A 21,850-nucleotide genomic window follows, 5' to 3' on the forward strand; every position below is an offset into this window, starting at 1 on the left:
GACCCTAGCGGCCGGCCGACGCCCCGCTCACAGCTCGGAGCCCGACACGCTGAAGGTGTCGCACGACGGCGTCCCGCCCTTGTACCCGGCGGTGAACCAGCGCTGCCGCTGCTCCGACGAGCCGTGCGTCCAGCCCTCCGGGTCCACGCGACCCGTGGCGGACTCCTGGATGCGGTCGTCGCCGACCGCCGCCGCCGCACTCAGCGCGTCCTGCAGCTGCGTCTCGGTGATCGGCTGCAGGAACGGCACGCCGTTCTCGTCCTTCGTGGTCGCCGCCGCCCCGGCCCAGGCCCCGGCGAAGCAGTCGGCCTGCAGCTCGGTGCGCACGCTGTCGGAAGTTGGTCCGGTCTCGCGGCTGGAGTGCGCCTCCATGATCCCCGTCAGGTTCTGGATGTGGTGCCCCCACTCGTGCGCCACCACGTACAGCTCGGCCAGCGGCCCGCCGCTCGCCCCGAATCGCGACCGCAGCTCGTCGAAGAACCCGGTGTCGACGTACACGGTCTGGTCGGCGGGGCAGTAGAATGGACCGGTCGCGCTCGTCGCCCCGCCGCACCCGGTGGAGGTGGAGTCGGTGAACAGGATGAACTCCGGCGACGCGTACCGGCCGCCCTGCGCCGGCACCTCGTCGGACCAGTACGCCTCGAGCGAGGCCGCGGCGCCCTGCATGCGGCAGTCGATGCTCGCGTTGGCGTCGGCGCCGGTCTCGCAGTTCTGCAACTGCTCGCCGGTGCCGATCTGCTGCGTCTGGGCGACGTCGCCGCCGAGGAACGGGGTGATGTCGACGCCGAGCAGCTGCGAGATCAGCACGACCGCGATGGCGCCGATCCCGACCCCGCCGGCGGCGATCCCGGCGGTGCGGCCCCGGCGGCGGACCTTGCCGCCGCCGATGTCGGAGTTGGGGTTGAACGTCATGCCGCACACCGTACGCCCGGCGCTACGCTCGCAGAATGGACACCGTCCCCGCCGCGACCCCGCCTCAGCCCGTCACCGTGACCGTCACCGGGGCGGGAGGCCAGATCGGCTACTCCCTCCTCTTCCGCATCGCGTCGGGCCAGCTCCTCGGCCGCGACGTCCCGGTGCGGCTGCGCCTGCTCGAGATCCCGGCCGGCCGCCGCGCCGCGGAGGGCACGGCGCTGGAGCTGCAGGACGGCGCCTTCCCGCTCCTTCACGGCATCGACGTCACCGAGGACGCGACCGCCGCCTTCGACGGCGTCGACATCGCCCTGCTGGTCGGCGCCCGCCCACGCGGACCCGGGATGGAGCGCGCCGACCTCCTGGAGGCGAACGGCGCGATCTTCGGCCCGCAGGGCGCCGCGATCAACGCCGGTGCCGCCGACGACGTGCGCGTGCTCGTGGTCGGCAACCCCGCCAACACGAACGCGCTGATCGCGAGCGCGGCCGCGCCCGACGTGCCGCCCGAGCGGTTCACCGCGATGACCCGCCTCGACCACAACCGGGCCGTCGCGCAGCTGGCCGCGCACCTCCACGTGCCGGTCCGCTCGGTCGACGGCGTGATCGTGTGGGGCAACCACTCCGCCTCCCAGTACCCCGACCTCAGCCATGCCACCGTCGACGGCCGCCCGGCGACCGAGCTGGTCGACGAGCGCTGGCTCGCCGACGAGTACATCCCGCGCGTCGCCAAGCGCGGCGCCGAGATCATCGAGGTGCGCGGCAGCTCCAGCGCGGCGTCCGCGGCGAGCGCCGCCATCGACCACGTGCACGACTGGGTGAACGGCACCGGCGACCGCTGGACCTCCGCCGGCGTCGTCTCGGACGGCAGCTACGGCGTGCCGGAGGGGCTGATCTCGTCCTTCCCGGTGCGCTCGGCCCCGTCCGGTGCGGGCGACGGCGCCTGGCAGATCGTGCAGGGCCTCACCATCGACGCCTTCTCGCGCGAGCGCATCGACCGCTCCGTGGCGGAGCTGGTAGAGGAGCGGGAGGCCGTGCGCGCGCTGGGCCTCATCCCCGCCTGAACGTCGAGTTGACGCAACACGCCGCCCGGCGGTCGTGCCGGGCGGCGTGTCGTGACAACTGGGATGGCCGGCCGGGATCAGCGCTTCTTCTGCGACTTCTCCGGGACCGGCAGCGTCCCCGCCGCGCGCCGCTCCGCGTAGTACGCCCGGGCCTCCGCCTGGCGCTCGGCCTCGGCGCCGCTCGCGATCTTCGCGCGGACGAGCTCCGGCCCGTAGCCGAAGGCGTCGACCAGGTCGACCGCGTGGGGGCGGATGCGGGTGAGCAGCCGGTCGATGTACGCCGTGACCGCCTGTGCGCGCTGGGGTGAGAGCCGGCCGTTCATCAGGTACCAGGCCAAGTGCTTCTCGATCAGGCCGAAGCCGAAGAGGTCGCGCAGCCAGGTGAGCACCTGGCGCGTGCCGGCGTCCTCGGTGTGCTCCAGCGCCTCCGTGAACGCCTCCCACTGCAGCAGCTCGCCGTGGGCGCGGGCGGCCTCGATGAGCTCGTTCTGCTGCGCGTTGAACAGGTCGGCCGCGGCCTTCTTGCCCAGCTTGGAGGCGGGGCGCAGGCGGCCGGCGATCTGGCCGATCATCGTCTCCACGCGGTCGGTGAGCAGCTCGCGCTGCGTCGCGGGCTCCTGCAGCCAGTTCACCGAGCGGGCGGTCGAGCCGAAGTCGCGGACCGTCTGCGCGACGCTCCGCAGGCCCGTGCCGTGGTACGCGCGGCCGGCGGCCTGCGTGACGACGTACCGGGCGAGCGCGCCGGCGTCGGCCTTCGCGAACTTGCGGCTGAAGTCGGTGAGCAGGCGCTTCGCGACCAGTTGCAGCAGCACGTTGTTGTCGCCCTCGAAGGTGACCCAGATGTCGAGGTCCTGGCGCAGGGAGGTGAGGCGGTTCTCCGTGAGGAAGCCCGCGCCTCCACAGGCCTCGCGGGCCTCCTGCAGGGTGTCGAGCGCGTGCCAGGTGCTGAGCGGCTTGAGCGCCGCCGCGATCGTCTCGAGGTCCTGCCGGTCGGTGTCGCTGTCGGCCACGCCGCTGAACACGTCGTCGAACTTGTGCAGGAACACCTCGTGGGCGAAGCTCGCCGCGTACGTGGTCGCCAGCAGCGGCAGCAGGCGGCGCTGGTGGCGCTGGTAGTCGAGGATCACCTCCTCGTCGGTGTCGCTGCCGGCGGTGAACTGGCGGCGCTGGTCGGCGTAGGTGATCGCGATGGTCAGGCCCAGCTTCGCGGCGATCGTCGCGGAGCCGTCGAGCGAGACACGGCCCTGCACGAGCGTGCCGAGCATGGTGAAGAAGCGACGGCCTGGGCTCTGGATGGGCGAGCTGTACGTGCCGTCCTCGGCGACGTCGCCGTACCGGTTGAGCAGGTCGGTGCGCGGGATGCGGACGCCGTCGAAGTGCAGCCGCCCGTTGTCGACGCCGTTGAGGCCGCCCTTCTGTCCGTCGTCCTCTCCACCGATCCCGGGGAGGAAGTCGCCGTTGGCGTCGCGGATCGGCACGTAGAAGGCGTGCACGCCGTGGTTCACGTTCTTGGTGACGAGCTGGGCGAACACGACGGCGGCGGTGGCGTCGACCGCGGCGTTGCCGAGGTAGTCCTTCCACGCGGCGCGGAACGGGGTCTGCAGGACGAACTCCTGCGCCTCCGGGTCGTAGGTCGCGGTGGTGCCGATGCTGGCGACGTCGGAGCCGTGCCCGGTCTCGGTCATCGCGAAGGCGCCCGGCACCTCCAGCGACATGATCGCGGGCAGGTACGCCTCGTGGTGGCGTTCGGTGCCGAGGTGCAGCACGGCGGCGCCGAACAGGCCCCACTGGACGCCGGACTTGATCTGGAGGGACGGGTCGGCCGCGACCAGCTCCTCGAACGCGGCGATGTTGCCGCCGTTGTCCTCGCCGCCGCCGACGGACTTCGGGAAGGCGCGGTGCACCTGGCCGTTCTCGACCAGGAGTTTGAGCTGCTCGAAGACGCGCTTGCGGTGCTCGGCGACGGGGAGGCCCTCCACCTTCTGCATCTCCGGGCGCTTCGCGAGCTCGCGAGAGGCGAGGCGGACCTCGGCCCAGTCGCCCAGGAGCTGACGGCCGAGCGATTCGACGTCGACGCGCGGGGTGGCGCCGGCGGGGGCGCCGGTTGCGCCTGCATCCTGCTGGGCGGCGGGCGGGGTGTCGGAGGCGTTGACGGCGGCGGACGCGGCGGCAGGGGCGGACGCGGCGACGCGCTCGGAGGTGTCGACCATGAGGCTCCTCTTCGATTCTCGTCGGGACGCTGACACGCTACGACGCCCGGCCGCGGGCGCGAAACGCTCGGTGCGCGGCCTACAAACCGGCGGGAGGGCGTCCCGATGACGCGTTGCGGAATCCTCCAAATGGGGGACGGGCGGGTGCTGTGCTGTCTACAAGGCGGAGGTGGCCGGCCGGACACGCAGAAAGGGTCCCGACTCGCCGTCCGCCTGTGGGCGGGGCGGCGTGTCGGGACCCCTCTGGTGAGGTGATTTCGGGTTCGGTACGTCGGCGGAATGCCGACCGGGCGCTCGGCGCCAGGCGCTAGGCCGCGCGCCGGGGAGCCTGGCGGCGTGCCGCGCGCGGGGGCTGCTGCGCGCGGGTGGCGCGCGGGACGCGCGGGGCCGCGGTGAGGGCGGCCCGGGCGGCGGCGGCTCCGCGGAGCTGCACGACCGCGCCCTCGGCGAGCTGGGCGTCGCGGTCGACGCGCGCGCCGTTGCCGATCATCGTCTTGGCGCCGAGCTTGGCGTTGCTGCCGATCTTCGCGCCGCTGCCGACGACGCTGCCCGCGCCGACGTGGACGTTCGCGCCCACGAACGCGCGGTCGCCGATCGTGGCACCCGAGTCGATCCAGCTCCCGGCGCCGATGTAGGCGTCGAGGCCCACCCGGGCGTCGGCCTCCACGTACGCTGTCGGCTCAACGTAGGCCGACTCGGCAACACGCGCGGAGGGCGCGACGAGCCCTCGTCCGTTGGCGTGCCGCTTGTACTTGATCACTGCGCCGGTCTCGTCCTCGAGCTCCTCGATCATTCGTGCCATCTCATCCTCCTTCGAGATCGTCGCGATCCAACAGTGGGGAAAACGCGTTCCAGGATCGGAAAATTCCCTGGTCGCCCCAGGGAACGGCGCGTTCATGGCCCCATGAGACCGGCACAGTACGCCGCGCTCCCGCGGCGGACCAGGGGTGCGCAGCGAATCGGACCGCGCCGGGAGGGTGTCCGGGCGGCGTCAGGAGGAGATCGGGAGGCGTCGCGAGGAGGAGTCAGGAGGCTGCGGCCACCACCTCCAGCAGGGCCTCGCCGTACGCCTCGCGCTTCTTGGCGCCGATGCCCGAGATGCCGTCGAGGTCGGTGAGCGAGGCGGGGCGCGCCGCCGCCACCGCCCGCAGGGTCGCGTCGCCGAACACGATGTACGCGGGTACGCCCTGCGACCGGGCCTCCCCCGCGCGCCAGGTGCGCAGCGCCTCGAACAGCGGCTGGTCGGCGGCCGAGACCTCGGCGGCAGCCGCGCTCCGGCCGGAGGACCGGCTCGCGCGCTCGGGACGCTCCGGCTCGCGCCGGAGCACCACGCGCCGCTCGCCCGAGAGCACGGACGCGCTGGCCGGGGTGATGGTCAGCACGCCGTACTCCCCCTCCGGCGTGAGCAGCTCCTGCGCGATGAGCTGGCGGACCACCCCGCGCCACTGGCTCTCGCTGAGGTCGTCGCCGATCGCCCAGGTGGCGAGCCGGTCGTGGCCGTACTGGTCGACGCGCGGCGTGCGCTTGCCGCGGAGGATGTCGACCAGATGACCGGCGCCGAACCGCTGGTTGCGCTCGCGCTGCAGCCGCACGACCGTCGAGAGCAGTTTCTGGGCGGGAACCGTGCCGTCCCAGCTCTCCGGCGGCTGCAGGCAGGTGTCGCAGTTGCCGCACGGCGTCGAGCGCTGCCCGAAGTAGCCGAGCAGGTTGACCCGTCGGCACTGGACCGTCTCGCACAGCGCGAGCATGGCGTCGAGGTGCTGGGTGAGCCGCCGCCGGTGGGCGAGGTCGCCCGGGGAGTCGTCGATCATCCGGCGCTGCTGCACGACGTCTTGCAGCCCGTACGCCAGCCACGCGGTCGAGGGGAGGCCGTCACGGCCGGCGCGGCCGGTCTCCTGGTAGTACCCCTCGACGGACTTCGGGAGGTCGACGTGCGCGACGAACCGCACGTCGGGCTTGTCGATGCCCATGCCGAAGGCGATGGTGGCGACGACGATCACGCCCTCCTCGCGGAGGAACCGCGACTGGGTGCGCGCCCGCAGGCCCGCGTCGAGGCCGGCGTGATAGGGCAGAGCGGTCAGACCGCGGGCGGAGAGGAACTCGGCCGTGCGCTCGACCGAGTTGCGCGAGAGCGCGTAGACGATGCCCGCGTCACCCGGGTGCTCCACGGTGATGAAGTCGAGGAGCTGCTTGCGCACGTCGACCTTGGGCACGATGCGGTACTGGATGTTGGGCCGGTCGAAGTCCGACACGAAGTGCTCGGCGCCCTCGAGCCGGAGCCGCTGGGTGAGCTCCTTGTGCGTCGCCTCGGTCGCGGTGGCGGTGAGGGCGATGCGGGGGACGTCGGGCCAGCGGTCCGCCAACTCGGACAGCGCGAGGTAGTCGGGCCGGAAGTCGTGCCCCCACTGGGAGACGCAGTGCGCCTCGTCGATGGCGAACAGGGCGATGCGGCCCCGCTCGAGGAAGCGCTTGGTCGCCTCCGACGACAGCCGCTCGGGCGCCACATAGAGGATGTCGAGCTCTCCGCCGAGGTATGCGCGTTCGACCGCCGCGCGCTGGCCGGCATCCTGCGTGGAGTTGAGGAAGGCGGCCCGCACGCCGACCGCGGTCAGCGCGTCGACCTGGTCCTGCATGAGGGCGATCAACGGGGAGACCACGACGCCGGTGCCCTCGCGGACCAGCGACGGGATCTGGTAGCACAGGCTCTTGCCGCCGCCCGTCGGCATCAGCACGACGGCGTCGCCGCCGGCGGCGACCCGGTCGATGATCGCCTCCTGCTGGCCGCGGAAGGCGTCGTACCCGAACACCTCGCGCAGCGCCTCGCGCGGGGACGCGAAGCGCGCCGGCGTCGCCCGCGGCGCGGCCGGTGGACGAGGAGGAGCGACACGCGCACCCGCGCCACCCGCGCCACCCGCGCCGCCCGCGCCACCCGCGCCGCCCACGCCACCCACCGGCGCCACCGCCCACGTGGGCTCCGCGAACGGATCGCCCGCGTAGCCGTCGACCAGCGACGGGTCGTCGGCGACGTCGGGGAAGGGCGGCTCCTCATCCGGCGGCGGCGCGTCCCGATCGTCGGGCACCCAGGCGTTCCAGTTCATCTCTCGATCGTAACGAGGGCCGCCGACCGCCCGGTCGGCGGGGCGCCGAATCTGTGGAGAGCTCGCGGCCTCCACAGATGCATTTCCGGGCGTCTGCACCTCTCGCCCCCGCCGCGGACGCTCGGGTAGCATCGCGGACATGCCTCGCCTGATCGTCACCCAGTTCATGACCCTCGACGGGGTCGTGGAGGCGCCGGGCGGCGAGACGACGCACCGCCACTCCGGCTGGACCATGCCGTACGGCACCGACGACCTGGTCGCCTTCAAGCTGCGGGAGGTGCAGGAGGCCGGCTCGCTGCTCCTCGGCCGCCGCACCTACGAGCAGTTCGCCGAGGCGTGGCCGCCGCGCGAGGGGCCGTTCGCCGACGCCATGAACGCGCTGCCCAAGACGGTCGTGACCTCCCGCGCCGGCGAGCTCGGCTGGAACGCCACGGCCCTGGTCGCCGACCGGCAGCTGGGCGGGGTCCGCGCGGCCGTGCAGGGGCTGAAGGAGCAGGAGGGCGACGCGCCCATCCTCGTTCCTGGCAGCGCGTCGCTGGTGCGCTCGCTGCTGGTCTGGGGGCTGGTCGACGAGCTGCGCCTCCTGACCTACCCGGTGCTCGTCGGCGGCGGGGTGCGCATCTTCCCCGACGACCGCGAGAAGTGGGCCTTCGAGCTGACGACCCTCGACCGCTTCGAGTCGGGCGCCGTGCTGCACATCTACCGCCTGGCCGGGAGCTGATGCCGGCCGCCCTGCTGGGGCTGCTCTCGGCACTCGTCTACGGCTCCGCGGACTTCGTCGGCGGCGTGGCCGCGCGTCGCGTCGGCGCTGTGCGCACGACGGCGCTCGGGGCGGTGAGCGGGCTCGCGCTGCTGCTCCTGGCGCTGCCCGTCGTCGGCGGCGCGTGGTCGGCATCCGCGGTCGGCTGGGCCGCGGCCTCCGGCGTCGTCGGGTCGGCGGCCATCTTCCTGCTGTACGCCTGCCTGGCCGTCGGGCCGATGAGCATCCTGTCGCCGCTGACCGCGGTGGTGTCGGCCGTGGTGCCCATGATCGTCGGCCTGATCGGCGGGGACCGGTTCGCGCCGATCGGCTACGTCGCCCTCGGGCTGGCGCTGGTAGCGGTGGTGCTCGTCGGGTTCGTTCCTGAGCGAGGGGCCGTGCGCCCCTCCGGTCGCGCGCTGCTGATGGCGGTCGGAGCGGGAGCCGGCATCGGCCTGTTCCTGGTGCTGCTCGACCAGACCCCGGCCGACTCGGGCCTGGTGCCGCTGATCGTCAACCGCGCCGTCAACGGGGCGATCATGTGGAGCGTCGTGGGCGCGATGGTGGTGGCGGCGCGGCGGGCGCGGGCGCCCGGCGACCGCCTCCCCGGTGCTGGCCTCCCCCGTGCCCGCCTCCCCCGTGCCGGCCTCCTTCTGGCCGCCCTCTCGGGCGTGATCGACGCGACGGCGAACACGATCATCCTGCTGGGCCTGCGCCTCGGCGACCTCACGACCATGTCGGTGTTGGTCGCGCTGTACCCGGCCGGCACGATCCTCCTCGCCGCCCTCGTGCTGCGCGAGCGCGTCGCGCCCGTGCAGTGGGCGGGGCTCGCGCTCGCCGTGATCGCCGCCGCCCTGCTCTCGATCGCCTGAGACGCACCGCCGACCCCCCGAGCGGGGGCAGGACGCTGCGGGTAGTGTGGGCGACCGAGCACGACCATGCAAGGAGGAGCGCCATGTCGGCACCCCATGACCCCGCTGACGACCTGGAGAACCGGCGCGAGCACCTCGGCGACGTGAGCCAGGCGGTCCAGGACTTCGCCAGCGAGCAGGAGGGCTACCACAAGTCCCTGTCGTCGCGGCAGCTGCAGATGATCGCCATCGGCGGCGCCATCGGCACCGGCCTCTTCCTCGGCGCCGGAGGGAGGCTCGAGCAGGGCGGCCCCATCCTCGTGCTCGTGTACGCGGTGTGCGGCTTCTTCGCCTTCCTCGTGCTGCGCGCGCTCGGCGAGCTGGTGCTGCACCGGCCGTCGTCCGGATCGTTCGTGTCGTACGCGCGCGAGTTCTACGGCGAGAAGATGGCGTACGTCGCCGGGTGGATGTACTTCCTCAACTGGGCGATGACCGCGATCGTCGACTCCACCGCCGTCGCCCTCTACGTGAAGTACTGGAGCGCCTTCTCGTCGGTGCCGCAGTGGCTGCTGGCGCTGATCGCGCTGATCGTCGTCGTGAGCCTCAACCTCATCTCGGTGAAGGTGTTCGGCGAGATGGAGTTCTGGTTCGCGCTGATCAAGGTGGGCGCGCTCGTGGCCTTCCTCCTCGTCGGCATCGTCGTGCTGGCGGCCGGCTGGCCGACCGACCTCGGCCCGACCGGCATCCCGATGCTGGCCGAGAACGGCTGGCTGCTGCCGAACGGCGTCGGCACCATCGCGATGGCGCTCGTGCTCGTACAGGGCGTCGTCTTCGCATACGCGGCCATCGAGCTCGTCGGCATCGCGGCCGGCGAGACCGCGGAGCCCGAGAGGATCATGCCGAAGGCGATCAACAGCGTGGTCTTCCGCATCGCCGTCTTCTACTGCGGCTCGGTGCTGCTGCTGGCCCTGCTGCTCCCGGCGAGCGCGTACAGCGGCGACGAGAGCCCCTTCGTCACCTTCTTCACGCACCTCGGCGGTCCGCAGACCGGCGCGATCATCGGCTCGGTCATGAACTTCGTGGTGCTCACCGCCGCGCTGTCGAGCCTCAACGCCGGCATGTACTCCACCGGCCGCATCCTCCACTCGCTCGCGCAGACCGGCGCCTCCCCCGCCTTCACCGGCCGGATGAATGCTCGCGGCGTCCCGTACGGCGGCATCCTGCTCACCGCGGCGATCGGCGTGCTCGGCGTCTTCCTCAACCTGGTGGTGCCGGAGGAGGCGTTCAACATCGTGCTGAACGTCGCCTCCCTCGGCATCATCACCAGCTGGGCGATGATCGTGCTCTGCCAGATGCAGCTGCGGAAGTGGTCGCTGCAGGGAAAGCTGGAGCGACCGTCGTTCCGGCTGTTCGGGGCGCCGTTCACCGCGTGGCTGACGCTCGCCTTCCTCGCGGCGGTGCTGGTGCTGATGGCATTCGACTACCCGACGGGCACGTGGACCGTCGCGTCGCTCGTCGTCATCATCCCGCTGCTCGTGCTCGGCTGGTACCTGCAGCGCGGCCGCATCCTCGCCATCGCGAAGCAGCGCGAGGGCTACACGGGGGCGCACCCGGTCATCGCGGCGCGCCCGGGTCAGGAGCGGGGTCAGCAGGAGCGGAGCCAGGAGGAGCGTCGCCGGCGCGGCTCCACTCCGGGCGGAGACGCTCCACGCCGTCGAGGATGAGGTCGAGGCCGGTCGCGAACTCGGCGTCGTAGTCGTAGCCCTGCGCGGCGAGTTCGGCCACGACCTCCATCAGATACGGGAAGGCGGCGGCCAGCTCGGCCGGGGGCCGCTCCTCCTGCTGCTGCTGGGCGAGCTTCTGCGCGGCGAGCGCGCCCGACTCCTCGGCCGTGTCGAAGGGGAGGGTCTTCTCCTGCAGCGCGAAGCCGTAGACGTAGGCGTCGAGCACCGACGTCACGTGCACGGTCGTGCGGAAGGAGAAGCCGGCGCGACGCAGGCACCCCATCATCGCGTTGTGCTGGAACAAGTTCGCGGGGCCCGGCCGCATCCGCGTCTCCATCAGCCCGACCGCCCAGGGGTGACGGCGGAGGGCCTGGCGGAGGGAGGCTGCGCGGGCCCGCATCGCCGGGCGCCAGCTCTGCAGGTCGGCGGCGTCGGGCGGGTCGGCGGCGTCGGGCGGGTCGGCGGCGTTGGGCGGGTCGGCGGCGTCGGGCGGCTCGACCTCCGCCCAGACCAGGTCGACGATGCCGTCGATCAGCTCGTCCTTGTTGGCGACGTGCTTGTAGAGGGCCATCGGCACGACGCCGAGCCGCTGGGCGAGCGCGCGCATGCTGAGCCCGTCGAGGCCCTCGCGGTCTGCCATCGGGAGGGCGGCGGCGAGCACGGCGTCGCGTGAGAGGCGCGGGCGGGAGGCCCCCTTCGCTCCGGTCGCTGCGGTCACTTGACGAAGTGTACGCCGTACACCTATGCTGCAGCAAACGAGGTGTACGCCGTACACCTCCGCCGCCGGCATCCGTAGAAGGAGCAGCATGACCGCCCTCGCCACACCCCTGTCCGTCCGTCACCGGCGCTCCTCCCTGACCGCCGGTGTGCTCTTCCTCGTCACGTTCGTCTCGGCCATCGTGGGCGCGCAGCTGTACGGAGGCGCGCTCAGCGACCCGCGCTGGGTGCTGGGCGGAGCCTCCGACACCGGACCCCTGATCGGCGCCGTGTGCGAGCTCGTGCTGATCGCGGCGAACATCGGCACCGCGCTCGCGCTGCTACCCGTGCTGCGCGAGCGGTTCCCCGCCCTGTCGCACGGCTACGTCGCCGCACGGCTGGTCGAGTGCGGCTTCATCGCGGTCGGCATCCTGAGCGTGCTGACCGTGGTGACGTTGCAGCGCGCGGCCGGCGACTCCGGCTCCGGCTCCGGCTCCGGGTCCGGCTCCGCTGACGGCGCGGCGCTGGTGACGACGGCCGGGGCGTTCGTGGCGCTGCACGATTGGACGTTCCTGCTCGGCCCCGGCTTCGTCGTGGGGCTGGGCAACGGCCTCCTGCTCGGCTGGATGATGCTCCGCTCGGGGCTCGTGCCGCACTGGATGGCGTGGTTCGGCCTGATCGGCGGCCCGCTGGTGTCGCTCTCGGGCATCGCCGTGATGTTCGGCGCGTACGGGCAGTTCAGCCCGGCCTCGGCGGTGCTGACCCTTCCCGAGATCGTGTGGGAGGCGTCGCTGGGCATCTACCTGACCGTGCACGGCTTCCGCCGCCCCGGGGTGGTGGGAGATGTGGCGCAAATGTCGGCTTAGGCGCGCTCCTTCCCTACATTCGGCACGAATGTCGGGCCGGGTCAGGAGGGGGCGGGGAGCAGCTGCGCCGCCTCCTCCAGGGCGGGGAGGGCGGCCGCGATCGTGCGGCGCTGCGCAGGCGTGAGCTCGGCGAGCACGGCCGAGACCGCGCGGGCGCGGTCGGTGCGGGCCTCCAGCAGCAGGGCGATGCCGGCGTCGCTGGCCGAGACGAAGAAGGAGCGGCCGTCGTCGGGGTCGGGCTCGCGCGCGACCAGGCCGCGCCCCTCCAGGTCCGAGATCACCCGCGTGATCGTGGGAGCCGCGACCACCTCGATCGCCGCCAGCTCGCCCGGGCGCAGCGGGCCGCGGCGCACGATCGTCGACAGCGCCGAGAGCTGACCGTGGCTGAGGCCGCCGGTGGAGGAGCGGATGCGGCGGTTCAGCCGGCCGATCGCCAGGGCCAGGCGGCCGGGGACATCGTCGTCCTCGGCCGTCGGCCGTCCCAGATCGTCATGCTCGGTTCGCACCGACTTCCTCGCCTTCGTCGCTGGTCGACCGCGCGGGCGCCGCGGTCTCCCCATGAACATACTTCGCCCCGCCGAGGAACGACGCCACGGCTCCGATGATGCTCATGATCGCCGCCGCCCAGAACACGACGACCAGTCCGTCGTGGAAGGGGCCGGAGATCAGCTGCGGGAAGAACTCCTTGCCGACCAGGGTCGCGCCGTCGACCTTCGGGCTGTCGAGGATCCCCGTGGGGCCGAGCAGGCTCTGGATCGGGTTGTAGCCGAGGAACGCGGCGAACAGGCTCCCGACCGGCGGCGTCTGACCGATCTGCGCGGCGACGTGCTGCGGCACGCCGTGCGAGGTGAGGCCGTGGGTCAGCGCGGTCGGGAGGGTCGTCGACAGGCCCGCGATCATCAGCGAGAAGAACACGCCGATCGAGAGCGAGCTGCCCGCGTTGAGTGCGACGCCCGCCATGCCGGAGGCGGCTCCGCGCTCGTTCGCGGGCACGCTGTTCATGATCGCTGTGCGGTTCGGCGATGAGAACAGTCCGGAGCCGACGCCGTTGAGGCCGGTCAGCAGCGCGAACTCCCAGTAGTCGAAGTTCACGGGGATCAGCAGCAGGCCGATGAAGGTCGCGGCGACCAGCACGAGTCCGACGGTCGCGAAGGCGCGGGCTCCGAACCGGTCGGACAGCGCTCCGGAGATCGGGCCCGCGACGAGGAAGCCGATCGTGATCGGCAGCATGTAGATGCCCGCCCACAGCGGCGTCGACTCGTAGCTGTACCCGTGCAGCGGCAGCCAGATGCCCTGCAGCCAGATGATCAGCATGAACTGGAGGCCGCCGCGGCCGATCGACGCCAGCAGTCCGGCGAAGATGCCCGACGAGAAGGCGCGGATGCGGAACAGCTTCATGTCGAACATCGGAGCCGGAACCCTCCGCTCCACGAGCACGAACGCCACGAGCAGCAGCACACCGGCAGCGATGGAGCCGATCACCCACGGGTTGCCCCAGCCCTGCGAGCTGTCGCCGTAGGGCTGGATGCCGTAGGTGATGCCGGTGAGGAGGGCGACCAGGCCGACGCCGAAGGTCGCGTTGCCGAGCCAGTCGATCCTCCCCGGGTTCTTCTGCCCGACCTCGTGCAGCGACTTGTACGACCAGATGGTGCCGATCACGCCGAACGGGACGGACACGAAGAAGACGGCCCGCCAGTCCACCTCGGCCAGCACGCCGCCGAGGATCAGGCCGATGAACGAACCGGCGATGGCCGCCACCTGGTTGAGGCCGAGCGCGAAGCCGCGCTTGTGGGCCGGGAAGGCGTCGGTGAGGATCGCGGTCGAGTTCGCGAACAGCATCGCGCCTCCGACGCCCTGCACGAACCGCCAGGCGATCAGCCACAGCGCGCCGGGGCCGCCGGTGAACGGGTCGAGGCACAGCGCGATGGCGGAGATCGTGAAGATGACGAACCCGAGGTTGTAGATCCGCACCCGCCCGAACTGGTCGCCCATCCGGCCGAACATCACGACGAAGACGGCGGTGACGAGCATGTAGCCCATCAGCATCCACAGCAGGTACGACACATTGTCCGGCTCGAGCGGGTTGAGCTTGATGCCGGTGAAGATCGCGGGCAGCGAGATGATCACGATCGACGAGTTGATCGTCGCCATGAGCATGCCGAGGGTCGTGTTGGAGAGGGCGACCCAGCGGTAGTGCGGGTGGTCCTTGGTGAAGATGCCGGAGCGGGGCACGGGAGGGAGTCCTTCGGGGATCGGGACTCGCACGGCGATGGGCGAGAGCGCACGGTGTTGTTCAGGTGCATTAACTATATGCCCGGGCTATGGATTCGGGAAGGGCAGTGACGGCGGAGAGGAGGCAGAGAAAGGCCGCATCCCCGGGTCGTGTCGGACCCGGGGATGCGGCCTGGCGCGGCGGCCGTGGCCGAAATGGAAGCATTCCCCCCGGTGCTTCCCGGCCGCCGCCGTCGGTCGGCCTCAGCCGACGGTCGCGCCGGCGCCGGAGATGGTGCCGTTGGTGTGGACGGTCGCGGTCATGGACCACGACGTCGTGATCCAGGCGGGCTGGTTGACGTTCCATCCGCAGTACAGGTTGCGGGAGGTGGTCGAACCGCTGTCGCTCTTGCTCACGTTGCTGATGGTCCAGCCCGTCACCACGTAGTTGGTGAAGCAGGCGTGGGAGCCCGTGTACCCGGAGTAGCTCTGCGTCACCCAGACCCGCGAGCCGTTGTAGTAGAACGTGCCGTTCTGCGTCTGCGTGTAGGCCACCCCCGTGACGAACTGCGACCAGTGGTTGGACGAGACGGCGAGCGTCCCGTTCGGCGAGGCGGTCGCGAGGATCTCCGACTTCTGGGCAGCCGACAGGCCGGGATCGGCGAGCACCTGTGCTCGCGTCGAACGCTCCGGGGTACCGAGGCTCACACCGGTCGTGTACGTGCAGTCGGAGGCGGCCCTGCCCGCCGAGAGACAACCGGGGTCGACGAGCGTGCCGGTGGTGGACTGGCCGGCGGCGATCGTCGCCGCGCCCGACGAGTCCGTGGTCCCCGCCTGGGCGGGCAGCGCGGCTCCGAGCACGACGAGTGCGGCGCCGGCGATGGTCGCGCACGCTCCGAGGAGTGCGCGATCCCTGAGTGCTTTCATCCGTGTATTCCTTCCCCGATACATGGTGGATCCGGGCCTCCGGAAGGAGGTCGCTACAAGGGGATGTCCGGCAGATCCTGGCCGGTTCCCACGAATCCTGCGACGCGCCGGAGCCCTAGGAGAACCCGTTTCCGGCGTGCTAACGTCGCCGCTCACAGGCCTCCGCGAGCGGCAGATCGCCGACGCACGAGAGGTGGAGGAGGTTCTCATGAACGCCCCTGACGTCGTCGGCTGGGTCCTCATCGTGGTCGGTTTCGTCGCCCTGGCGGCGTGGCTGACCTTCATCGTGATCGCCGCGGTCCAGATCGTCCGTTCGAGCCGGATGGAGTACACGAGCAAGGTGCTGTGGATCGCGGCGCTGATCGTGTTCCCGCTCATCGGAGTGCTGTGCTGGTACGCCTTCGGCGACCGCACGCGCCGCATCGAGAACGCGGTGAGCAGCCACCTCCGCTGAACCGCTCCGACCCTCGTGTTAGCCTCTGTTCGATCTCAACAGGGGGAGTCGAGGGTGGTCGACGAACGGGCCGACGCCGCTCTGTGGCTGGAGGCCACCAGCGGCACCGAGCGCTCGTTCGCCGTCCTCTTCGACCGGTACCGGAGGCGCGTCTTCCGCAAGGCGTACGCGCAGCTGAAGAGCGTGCACGACGCCGAGGACGTGGTCGCGATCGTCTTCCTCGAGGCCTGGCGCAACCGGGCGAAGGTACGCATCGTCGACGGGTCGATCCTGCCCTGGCTGCTGAGCGTCACGAGCTACGTGCTGCTCAATCATGCGAGAAGCGCCCGGCGCTGGAACCGGCTGCTCGCGGCGCTCCCCGAACCCGAGCAGCACGCCGACCACGCCGACATCGTGCTCGACCGGCTCGACCACGACGCCGAGCTGCGCGCCGTGTACGAGGCGATGGCCGTGCTCACCGCCCAGGAGCGATCCATCATCGACCTCAGCGTGATCGAGGAGCTCCCGCTTGCAACCGTGGCGGCCGTGCTGGACATCCCCGTAGGAACGGTGAAGTCCAAGCTGCACCGCGCTCGCGAGAAGATCCGCCGCCGGATGCCGAGCCATCTGACCAACGACACCCGCAGCGAGCTCACCGCCCGACTGTACGGAGCCGCCCAGTGACACCCCTCTACGACGACGGCGACATGCCGGAGATGACCGAGCAGCGTACGGACGCGATCCGCGAGACCCTGCTCACGCAGGTGCGCACCGAGGCGAGCCGTCGGCGGCGTGCGCTCCGGCGCAGGTTCGCGCTCTGGGGCGGCATCGGGGTGCTCGCCATCGGCGGTGCGGCGACGGCGGCCACCGCGATCCTCCACTCCCAGGAGGTCACGAACACCGACATCGTCTACTGCCTCGCGTCGCCGCAGCGCGGCGCCGACGGTCAATTCACGTATGCCGCCGCGACGCTGCACGACGAGGCGAGCGGCGAGGGAACGGTCTCCGACCCGATCGGCGTCTGCCGGGACATGTGGCGCCGCGGAGCGCTCGACAAGGACACGGACCAGCTCGCCGCCACCCCCGGCCCGCACGAGGTGCCGAAGGAGCTGCAGCTCTGCGTCATGGGCGACGGGAGCCCGGCCGTCGTTCCCGGACGGCCCGGCATCTGCCAGTCCGCCGGGCTCGCCCCGGAGCGGTAGCGCTCAGCCCGCCGGCCGGAACACCAGCGAGAGGACCCGGTCGTTCAGCGCCCCGAGGCTCGCGCAGTTCGGCGTGCACAGCAGCTGCGATCCGCCGTACGAGGGCGCGGAGTACAGCGAGACATGGCATCCGGCGAACGCCTTCGCCGAGCTGATGACGTTCCGCCACCCGGCGTCGAGCGCTGCGAAGCCGAACGTCACCCCGGCGCAGCTCCCGCTCCCGTAGAAGGACAGACTCCCTCCCGCGTAGCCGGCGTCCTTGTAGACGGTGCCGAGAACAGTGCTCGCCGTGGTCGCCGCGGCCAGGGCGGAGGTGCCGCGCGGCGCTGTGACCACGGCCAGGTAGGCGCGGAGCTCGTCCGGCGTCCGGAAGCAGACGGGGGTCGCGGGGTCCACGCCCGACGCGAGCGGCTCGATCCGGACCGCGCAGTATTCGCCCGCCGAGGGCGCCGCCGGCTCCTGGTTCGGCGGTGCGGCGGCCGTGGTCGTGACGGACAGGACGGCGGCCAAGGCGGCCGCCGACACCAGCGCCGGTGCGCGCTTCATGCATACTCCTCGAGGACACGGCCGCGCCCGTGTGCGGGCGAAGGCCGACGGTGCAGCGTCGGCGGATGCCGACGCTCACACGGGTATGTCCGCGACGTGAGCGCTGGTTGCGCCTCGCGCGCCCTCCCTCTACCGCCCGTTCGGGTTCCGGTCCGTCGGCGTCTGCACGGAGTTCGCCTCGGGGTCCTGAGCCGGCACGGCCTCCCACTCCCCGTCGTCGCCGCGCCGCCACTCCACGCGGTCCTCGACGCCGACCCGCACCCGCTCGCGGCGCAGCCAGTACGTCTCGTCGGGGCTCCAGCCCGCGATGACGGAGGCGGCCTCCTCGGTCACCGGGATCGCTCTGCCCGCCAGGCGCAGGTAGCCCGCGACGCTGAGGTGCACCCCGTCGTAGTGCTGCGCGACCGCCGCCCAGTCGGGCCGCAGCCAGACGCCGGCGCGACCCGTGGTGCGGTACCAGTCGTGGCGGTGGGAGGCCGTGGCCGTCAGCGGGAAGCGGCGGCACAGGCCGGCCCACGCCTCCGGCGAGTCGACCTCGTACACCGAGGCGCCCTCCACCCGGACCGGGGCGGAGACGGCGCGGTCCCAGCCGAAGCCGTCCTCCACGAGACGGAGGCCTGCGGGGGCCCCGGCGAGGGTGCGCGTCGTCGTGAGCGTCGCCGGGCGGGTGAAGGGGATGCTCCACCAGGCGCCCGACCAGGGGGCCTCGGGGTCGGTCGGTCGGTCGGTGGCGGCGGCGAACTCCTCGGCCACGGCCTCCTCGCGCCATTCCGCCCAGTCGGGGTCGGCCGCGGCGTCGGCGTCGACGTCGGCGGGGACGTCGTCCCGCATGCCCTCCGGCGTCTCGAACACCACCTCCCACTGGTCGCGGGGCTCGATCGGCTCGCCCCAGGTGCGGGCGTCCGGGTGGGCGAGCACGGCCTCCATCACCCGGAGCAGCGCGGGTCGCAGCTCGGGCAGGGCGGCGAGCACATCCTCCCCGTCGGGCTCCTGCCAGTAGCGCGCGCTGTCGACGGCGCTGGTCAGGGCGGGCAGGAGGCTCGGGAGGCCGGCGACCGGGGCAGCGGCGAGCACGGTCGCGAGCTGGGGGACGGTGAGCCATTCGGGCTCGGGCGGCTCCGGCTCGCCCTCCGGCACGAGCGTGAACGTGACCGTCGACCGCCCGCTGCTCACGTCGAGGTCACCCGCGAGCCGCATGACAGACGCGCCGATCAGCCAGTGGTCGGGGTCGTCGCCGTCGAAGGACTGGAGCGCCGCCTCCAGCGCCAGCCGGCGCCCGCGGGGTCCGTCGAGCAGGGCAGCGGCGTCCAACGTCATCCGCTCACCCTATCCGCGCGAGCCCGGGCGGGGTCACGCGAAGAGGAGGCGGCGGGCGGTGTCGACGAACCAGGCGCGCAGTTCGTCCTCGGTCCAGCCGAAGTCGCGCACGTAGAGCTGGTACGGGTCGAGGCCGGTCAGCAGGGCCAGGGTGTCGGCGTGCTGCTCCACCGTCGCGTCGGGGCGCAGCCAGCCGCGGGAGTCGAGGATGCGGGCGAGCGCGCGCGCATCCTCCCGCCTCCGTCCGGCGAGGGCGCGGTAGACGGCCGCGAGCTCCTCGTCGTCGTCGGCGGCCGAGCTGAACGCGCGCCAGATGCCGATGGCGCGGGAGGCGCTGGTGACCGCGAACTCCGCCGCCGCCTCCAGGAACTCCTCGCGGTCCTCCAGCGCCAGGATCGGCGCCGCGAAATCGCGCTCGACCGTGCCCTGCTGGCCCTCCTCACCCGCGAGGGACTGCTCGAAGGCGGCGAGGATGAGCGCGCGCTTGGGTCCGTTCGCGGCAACCGACTCCACCGACACCTCGGCGCGCTCGGCGATCTGAGCGAGGGTCGTGCGGGCGTAGCCGCGCTCGGCGAAGCACTCCGCCGCCGCCGCGACGATGCGCCGCCGCGTCTCCGCCGCCTGCTCGGCCCGGCGGGCCGAGTTGTAGCGGCGCTTCGCAGGGGTCTTGCGCCCGTCGGCCGGATCCATTACCTTGCTCATATTCAATACAGTACCACCGTGTTCAATACTTCCAAACCCGAAGGAATGTCTCCATCATGGCCCACCTCCTCCTCTGCAGCTCACCGATCTGGGGGCACGTCGCCCCCATGCTCCAGGTCGGCGCCGACCTGGTCGCCCGCGGGCACCGCGTCTCCCTGCTGACCGGCGCGAAGTACCGCGCGCGCGTCGAGGAGGCGGGGATGCGCTTCCTGCCGCTGCCCACCGAGTGCGACTACGACGATGCGAACCTCGACGCTTGGCTGCCTGGGCGCGCGGGAAAGAAGGGCCTGGCCGCCGTCCGCTACGACATCACCGGCATGTTCGTGCGCGTGATCCCCGGCCAGCACCGGGCGCTGACCGCCGCGCTCGACGCCGACGCGTACGACGCGATCCTCTGCGAAGGCGTGTTCACCGGTGTGCTCCCACTGCTGCTCTCGACGCCGCGCGGCAACCGCCCGCCCGTCATCGGCATCTCAGCCCTACCGCTCACCGCGCGCAGCGTCGACACCGCACCGTACGGGCCGGGCATGGCGCCGGGCAGCGGTCCGCTCGCCCGCGTGCGCAACCGCCTGCTCAACGCCATGATCTACGGAGGCGCGCTCAAGCCGATCACCGACGCCGCCAACGAGCGGCTGTACGTATGCGGCTCGCGCCCCCTCGACGGCACGATCTTCGACATGGTGCGGCTATTCGACCACACGTTCGAGCTCGGCGCGGCCGGTCTCGAGTACCCCCGGCGCGAGCTGGCCGGGCACGTGGAGTTCGTGGGCCCGCTGGGCCTGCCGGCCGCGGCCTCCACCGCCCTGCCCGAGTGGTGGGCGGACCTGCGCGGCTCGCGTCCGGTCGTCCACGTGACGCAGGGCACCATCGACAACGCCGACCTGTCGCGGGTGCTCGCGCCGACCCTCCGCGGGCTCGCCGGAGAGGACGTGCTCGTGGTCGCCTCCACCGGCGGCCGCCCGGTCGACGAGGTCACCCGGCTGCTCGGCGGCACGCTGCCGGGCAACGCGCGCGTCGCGGAGTTCCTGCCCTACGACCAGCTGCTGCCGCTGACCGACGTCGTCGTCACGAACGGCGGCTTCGGCGGCGTGCAGCAGGCGGTCGCGCACGGCGTGCCGCTCGTGGTCGCCGGCACCACGGAGGACAAGCCGGAGGTCGCCGCCCGGGTGGCCTGGTCGGGCACTGGCCTCAGCCTCCGCACCGGCACCCCCACCCCCGAGAAGGTGCGCAAGGCCGTGCTGCGCGTGCTCGCCGACGACCGGTATCGCGCGGCGGCCGCGGGCATCGCGCGCGAGGTCGAGGCGCTCGGCGACCCGCTGGAGAGGATCGTCGCGGCGCTTCCGACGAGAGAGACGCGACGCTCGGACGCGGCCGGGCGCTAGCGGACCGGGGCCGTCGCCTCCGCCTCGTCGAAGTCCCAGCCCACCAGCGCTCCGTTGACGGCGGCGCCGGACATCGCGCCGGCGCCGATCGACATCGGGACGGTGGCGTTCGGGTTGACGACGTTGCCGATCGCCCAGACCCGTTCGTCGCTGGTCCTGCCCGCGAAGTCGACGGCGAGGAACGAGCCCGCGGGCATGTCGTTCCGGTCGAGCCCGAGCGGCGCGAGGACGGAGTCGTGCGGGCGAGGAGCGCCGCCGGTGAAGATCGCGTCCAGTTCCACCTCCCGGCCATTGTCGAGCCGCACGCCGGTGACGGCCCGGCCGTCGCCCAGGACCTCCACGACCCGTTCGGACACGAGCTCGACGCCGCGCGACCGCAGGCGCCGCTCGGTCTCCGCAGAGAGCCCGCCGAGGCCGGCGGTGAAGACCGTGACCCGGTCGCTCCACTGGCGCACGAGCTCGGCCTGGTGCAGGCTCAGCGGCGAGCTGGTGAGGACACCGAGGCGCTGGTCGCGCACCTCCCAGCCGTGGCAGTAGGGGCAGTGCAGCACGGAGGCGCCCCACCGCTCCGCGAGCCCCGGGACGTCCGGAAGCTCGTCGCTCAGACCGGCGGCCAGGATGAACGCGCGGGTCGTCGTGGTGACGCCGTCGCCGCCCGTGATCGCCAGGCCGTCCCGCAGGCGCGTGACCTGCTCGACGGTCCCGTCGGCGAACGCGACGCCGTACCCGGCCGCCTCCTCGCGGCCGCGAACGAGCAGTACAGCGGGCGACGTCCCCTCGTTGCCGAGCACGCCGTGCATGTGCTCGGCGAAGCGGTTGCGCGGCCGGCCGGCGTCGATGACGAGGACCCGGCGCCGGGCACGCCCGAGCATCAGGGCGGCGGAGAGGCCGGCGGGACCGCCGCCGGCGATGATGACGTCGTGATCGTGCATGCCCCCAGCCTGGACGGCTCGCTGTCGAAAGTGCAAAGATG

At 72.3% G+C, this 21,850-nt stretch carries 21 protein-coding genes; 9 read left to right on the forward strand and 12 right to left on the reverse strand.

The features are described from left to right. Positions 1 to 27: 27 nt before the first annotated feature. A complete protein-coding gene (ypfJ, locus tag P5G50_RS00450; protein WP_301209723.1) occupies positions 28 to 912 on the reverse strand; it encodes a KPN_02809 family neutral zinc metallopeptidase in 885 nt (294 codons plus the stop codon). A gap of 35 nt (positions 913 to 947) precedes the next feature. Between ypfJ and P5G50_RS00455 the strand changes: the two genes are divergently transcribed. Beyond that, on the forward strand, positions 948 to 1,973 hold the full coding sequence (locus tag P5G50_RS00455) for a malate dehydrogenase (protein ID WP_301209724.1): 1,026 nt from the start codon (positions 948 to 950) through the stop codon (positions 1,971 to 1,973). Positions 1,974 to 2,050: 77 nt separating this feature from the next. Here P5G50_RS00455 and P5G50_RS00460 read toward each other — a convergent pair whose 3' ends face one another. The 3 genes from P5G50_RS00460 to recQ form a co-directional block, all read right to left on the reverse strand. Then, a complete protein-coding gene (locus P5G50_RS00460; RefSeq protein WP_301209725.1) occupies positions 2,051 to 4,183 on the reverse strand; it encodes an acyl-CoA dehydrogenase family protein in 2,133 nt (710 codons plus the stop codon). A gap of 307 nt (positions 4,184 to 4,490) precedes the next feature. After that, a complete protein-coding gene (locus P5G50_RS00465) occupies positions 4,491 to 4,985 on the reverse strand; it encodes a DapH/DapD/GlmU-related protein (RefSeq protein ID WP_301209726.1) in 495 nt (164 codons plus the stop codon). 223 nt (positions 4,986 to 5,208) lie between these two features. After that, positions 5,209 to 7,281 carry a DNA helicase RecQ gene (gene recQ / locus P5G50_RS00470; protein WP_301209727.1) on the reverse strand — a complete coding sequence of 691 codons (2,073 nt, stop codon included), beginning with the start codon at positions 7,279 to 7,281 and terminating at the stop codon, positions 5,209 to 5,211. Positions 7,282 to 7,420: 139 nt separating this feature from the next. Between recQ and P5G50_RS00475 the strand changes: the two genes are divergently transcribed. The 3 genes from P5G50_RS00475 (at position 7,421) to P5G50_RS00485 (ending at position 10,595) form a co-directional block, all read left to right on the forward strand. Next, complete coding sequence (locus tag P5G50_RS00475) at positions 7,421 to 8,002, forward strand: dihydrofolate reductase family protein (protein WP_301209728.1); 582 nt, start codon at positions 7,421 to 7,423, stop codon at positions 8,000 to 8,002. Then, entirely contained in the window at positions 8,002 to 8,892 is an 891-nt protein-coding gene (locus P5G50_RS00480) for an EamA family transporter (protein ID WP_301209729.1), read from the forward strand. Before P5G50_RS00475 ends, P5G50_RS00480 begins: the two co-directional genes overlap by 1 nt. Before the next feature lie 83 nt (positions 8,893 to 8,975). After that, positions 8,976 to 10,595, forward strand: coding sequence for an amino acid permease (locus P5G50_RS00485; protein WP_301209730.1), 1,620 nt, complete (start codon positions 8,976 to 8,978; stop codon positions 10,593 to 10,595). Here the strand turns inward: P5G50_RS00485 and P5G50_RS00490 are convergent. Then, a complete protein-coding gene (locus tag P5G50_RS00490; RefSeq protein ID WP_301209731.1) occupies positions 10,486 to 11,313 on the reverse strand; it encodes a TetR/AcrR family transcriptional regulator in 828 nt (275 codons plus the stop codon). The two genes, P5G50_RS00485 and P5G50_RS00490, sit on opposite strands and share 110 nt — an antisense overlap. Positions 11,314 to 11,401: 88 nt before the next feature. On the opposite strand from P5G50_RS00490, the gene P5G50_RS00495 reads away from it, so the two are divergent. Then, positions 11,402 to 12,157: a DUF4386 domain-containing protein gene (locus P5G50_RS00495; protein WP_301209732.1), complete on the forward strand. Its 756-nt coding sequence runs from the start codon at positions 11,402 to 11,404 to the stop codon at positions 12,155 to 12,157. Positions 12,158 to 12,198: 41 nt separating this feature from the next. Here the strand turns inward: P5G50_RS00495 and P5G50_RS00500 are convergent, their stop codons facing one another. The 3 genes from P5G50_RS00500 to P5G50_RS00510 all read right to left on the reverse strand — a co-directional run bounded on the left by P5G50_RS00500 (position 12,199) and on the right by P5G50_RS00510 (position 15,295). Further along, positions 12,199 to 12,663, reverse strand: a complete 465-nt coding sequence (locus P5G50_RS00500) for a MarR family winged helix-turn-helix transcriptional regulator (RefSeq protein ID WP_301209733.1) — start codon at positions 12,661 to 12,663, stop codon at positions 12,199 to 12,201. Beyond that, the gene (locus P5G50_RS00505) at positions 12,647 to 14,389 is read right to left on the reverse strand and encodes an MFS transporter (RefSeq protein ID WP_301209734.1); all 1,743 of its coding nucleotides are present in this window, start codon (positions 14,387 to 14,389) and stop codon (positions 12,647 to 12,649) included. Before P5G50_RS00505 ends, P5G50_RS00500 begins: the two co-directional genes overlap by 17 nt. 243 nt (positions 14,390 to 14,632) lie before the next feature. After that, positions 14,633 to 15,295, reverse strand: coding sequence for a hypothetical protein (locus P5G50_RS00510; protein WP_301209735.1), 663 nt, complete (start codon positions 15,293 to 15,295; stop codon positions 14,633 to 14,635). A gap of 208 nt (positions 15,296 to 15,503) precedes the next feature. Between P5G50_RS00510 and P5G50_RS00515 the strand changes: the two genes are divergently transcribed. The 3 genes from P5G50_RS00515 to P5G50_RS00525 are packed head-to-tail and all read left to right on the forward strand — an operon-like array spanning position 15,504 to position 16,930. Next, positions 15,504 to 15,749 (forward strand): PLDc N-terminal domain-containing protein, encoded by a 246-nt coding sequence (locus tag P5G50_RS00515; RefSeq protein ID WP_301209736.1) that lies wholly within the window; start codon positions 15,504 to 15,506, stop codon positions 15,747 to 15,749. A 54-nt stretch (positions 15,750 to 15,803) separates the two neighbouring features. Continuing rightward, positions 15,804 to 16,412 carry an RNA polymerase sigma factor gene (locus tag P5G50_RS00520; protein ID WP_301209737.1) on the forward strand — a complete coding sequence of 203 codons (609 nt, stop codon included), beginning with the start codon at positions 15,804 to 15,806 and terminating at the stop codon, positions 16,410 to 16,412. After that, a complete protein-coding gene (locus tag P5G50_RS00525) occupies positions 16,409 to 16,930 on the forward strand; it encodes a hypothetical protein (protein WP_301209738.1) in 522 nt (173 codons plus the stop codon). The genes P5G50_RS00520 and P5G50_RS00525 overlap by 4 nt, the downstream gene beginning before the upstream one ends. 3 nt (positions 16,931 to 16,933) lie before the next feature. Here the strand turns inward: P5G50_RS00525 and P5G50_RS00530 are convergent, their stop codons facing one another. The 3 genes from P5G50_RS00530 to P5G50_RS00540 all read right to left on the reverse strand — a co-directional run bounded on the left by P5G50_RS00530 (position 16,934) and on the right by P5G50_RS00540 (position 19,495). After that, positions 16,934 to 17,476, reverse strand: coding sequence for a hypothetical protein (locus P5G50_RS00530; RefSeq protein WP_301209739.1), 543 nt, complete (start codon positions 17,474 to 17,476; stop codon positions 16,934 to 16,936). 129 nt (positions 17,477 to 17,605) lie between these two features. Next, positions 17,606 to 18,793, reverse strand: a complete 1,188-nt coding sequence (locus P5G50_RS00535) for a hypothetical protein (protein ID WP_301209740.1) — start codon at positions 18,791 to 18,793, stop codon at positions 17,606 to 17,608. A gap of 33 nt (positions 18,794 to 18,826) precedes the next feature. After that, a complete protein-coding gene (locus tag P5G50_RS00540; RefSeq protein ID WP_301209741.1) occupies positions 18,827 to 19,495 on the reverse strand; it encodes a TetR/AcrR family transcriptional regulator in 669 nt (222 codons plus the stop codon). Between the two features lie 56 nt (positions 19,496 to 19,551). Between P5G50_RS00540 and P5G50_RS00545 the strand changes: the two genes are divergently transcribed. Next, the gene (locus P5G50_RS00545) at positions 19,552 to 20,877 is read left to right on the forward strand and encodes a nucleotide disphospho-sugar-binding domain-containing protein (RefSeq protein WP_301209742.1); all 1,326 of its coding nucleotides are present in this window, start codon (positions 19,552 to 19,554) and stop codon (positions 20,875 to 20,877) included. Here the strand turns inward: P5G50_RS00545 and P5G50_RS00550 are convergent. After that, positions 20,874 to 21,809 (reverse strand): NAD(P)/FAD-dependent oxidoreductase, encoded by a 936-nt coding sequence (locus P5G50_RS00550; protein ID WP_301209743.1) that lies wholly within the window; start codon positions 21,807 to 21,809, stop codon positions 20,874 to 20,876. The two genes, P5G50_RS00545 and P5G50_RS00550, sit on opposite strands and share 4 nt — an antisense overlap. Between the last annotated feature and the right edge of the window lie 41 nt (positions 21,810 to 21,850).

Source organism: Leifsonia williamsii (genome assembly GCF_030433685.1).
Classification (GTDB): Bacteria; Actinomycetota; Actinomycetes; order Actinomycetales; family Microbacteriaceae; genus Leifsonia; species Leifsonia williamsii.

What these genes read in the sequence shown, in the direction of transcription:
- ypfJ (WP_301209723.1), bottom strand. Translation starts at nt 912, where the DNA reads ATGACGTTCAACCCCAACTCCGACATCGGCGGCGGCAAGGTCCGCCGC.
- P5G50_RS00455 (WP_301209724.1), top strand. Translation starts at nt 948, where the DNA reads ATGGACACCGTCCCCGCCGCGACCCCGCCTCAGCCCGTCACCGTGACC.
- P5G50_RS00460 (WP_301209725.1), bottom strand. Translation starts at nt 4,183, where the DNA reads ATGGTCGACACCTCCGAGCGCGTCGCCGCGTCCGCCCCTGCCGCCGCG.
- P5G50_RS00465 (WP_301209726.1), bottom strand. Translation starts at nt 4,985, where the DNA reads ATGGCACGAATGATCGAGGAGCTCGAGGACGAGACCGGCGCAGTGATC.
- recQ (WP_301209727.1), bottom strand. Translation starts at nt 7,281, where the DNA reads ATGAACTGGAACGCCTGGGTGCCCGACGATCGGGACGCGCCGCCGCCG.
- P5G50_RS00475 (WP_301209728.1), top strand. Translation starts at nt 7,421, where the DNA reads ATGCCTCGCCTGATCGTCACCCAGTTCATGACCCTCGACGGGGTCGTG.
- P5G50_RS00480 (WP_301209729.1), top strand. Translation starts at nt 8,002, where the DNA reads ATGCCGGCCGCCCTGCTGGGGCTGCTCTCGGCACTCGTCTACGGCTCC.
- P5G50_RS00485 (WP_301209730.1), top strand. Translation starts at nt 8,976, where the DNA reads ATGTCGGCACCCCATGACCCCGCTGACGACCTGGAGAACCGGCGCGAG.
- P5G50_RS00495 (WP_301209732.1), top strand. Translation starts at nt 11,402, where the DNA reads ATGACCGCCCTCGCCACACCCCTGTCCGTCCGTCACCGGCGCTCCTCC.
- P5G50_RS00510 (WP_301209735.1), bottom strand. Translation starts at nt 15,295, where the DNA reads ATGAAAGCACTCAGGGATCGCGCACTCCTCGGAGCGTGCGCGACCATC.
- P5G50_RS00515 (WP_301209736.1), top strand. Translation starts at nt 15,504, where the DNA reads ATGAACGCCCCTGACGTCGTCGGCTGGGTCCTCATCGTGGTCGGTTTC.
- P5G50_RS00530 (WP_301209739.1), bottom strand. Translation starts at nt 17,476, where the DNA reads ATGAAGCGCGCACCGGCGCTGGTGTCGGCGGCCGCCTTGGCCGCCGTC.
- P5G50_RS00535 (WP_301209740.1), bottom strand. Translation starts at nt 18,793, where the DNA reads ATGACGTTGGACGCCGCTGCCCTGCTCGACGGACCCCGCGGGCGCCGG.
- P5G50_RS00540 (WP_301209741.1), bottom strand. Translation starts at nt 19,495, where the DNA reads ATGAGCAAGGTAATGGATCCGGCCGACGGGCGCAAGACCCCTGCGAAG.
- P5G50_RS00545 (WP_301209742.1), top strand. Translation starts at nt 19,552, where the DNA reads ATGGCCCACCTCCTCCTCTGCAGCTCACCGATCTGGGGGCACGTCGCC.
- P5G50_RS00550 (WP_301209743.1), bottom strand. Translation starts at nt 21,809, where the DNA reads ATGCACGATCACGACGTCATCATCGCCGGCGGCGGTCCCGCCGGCCTC.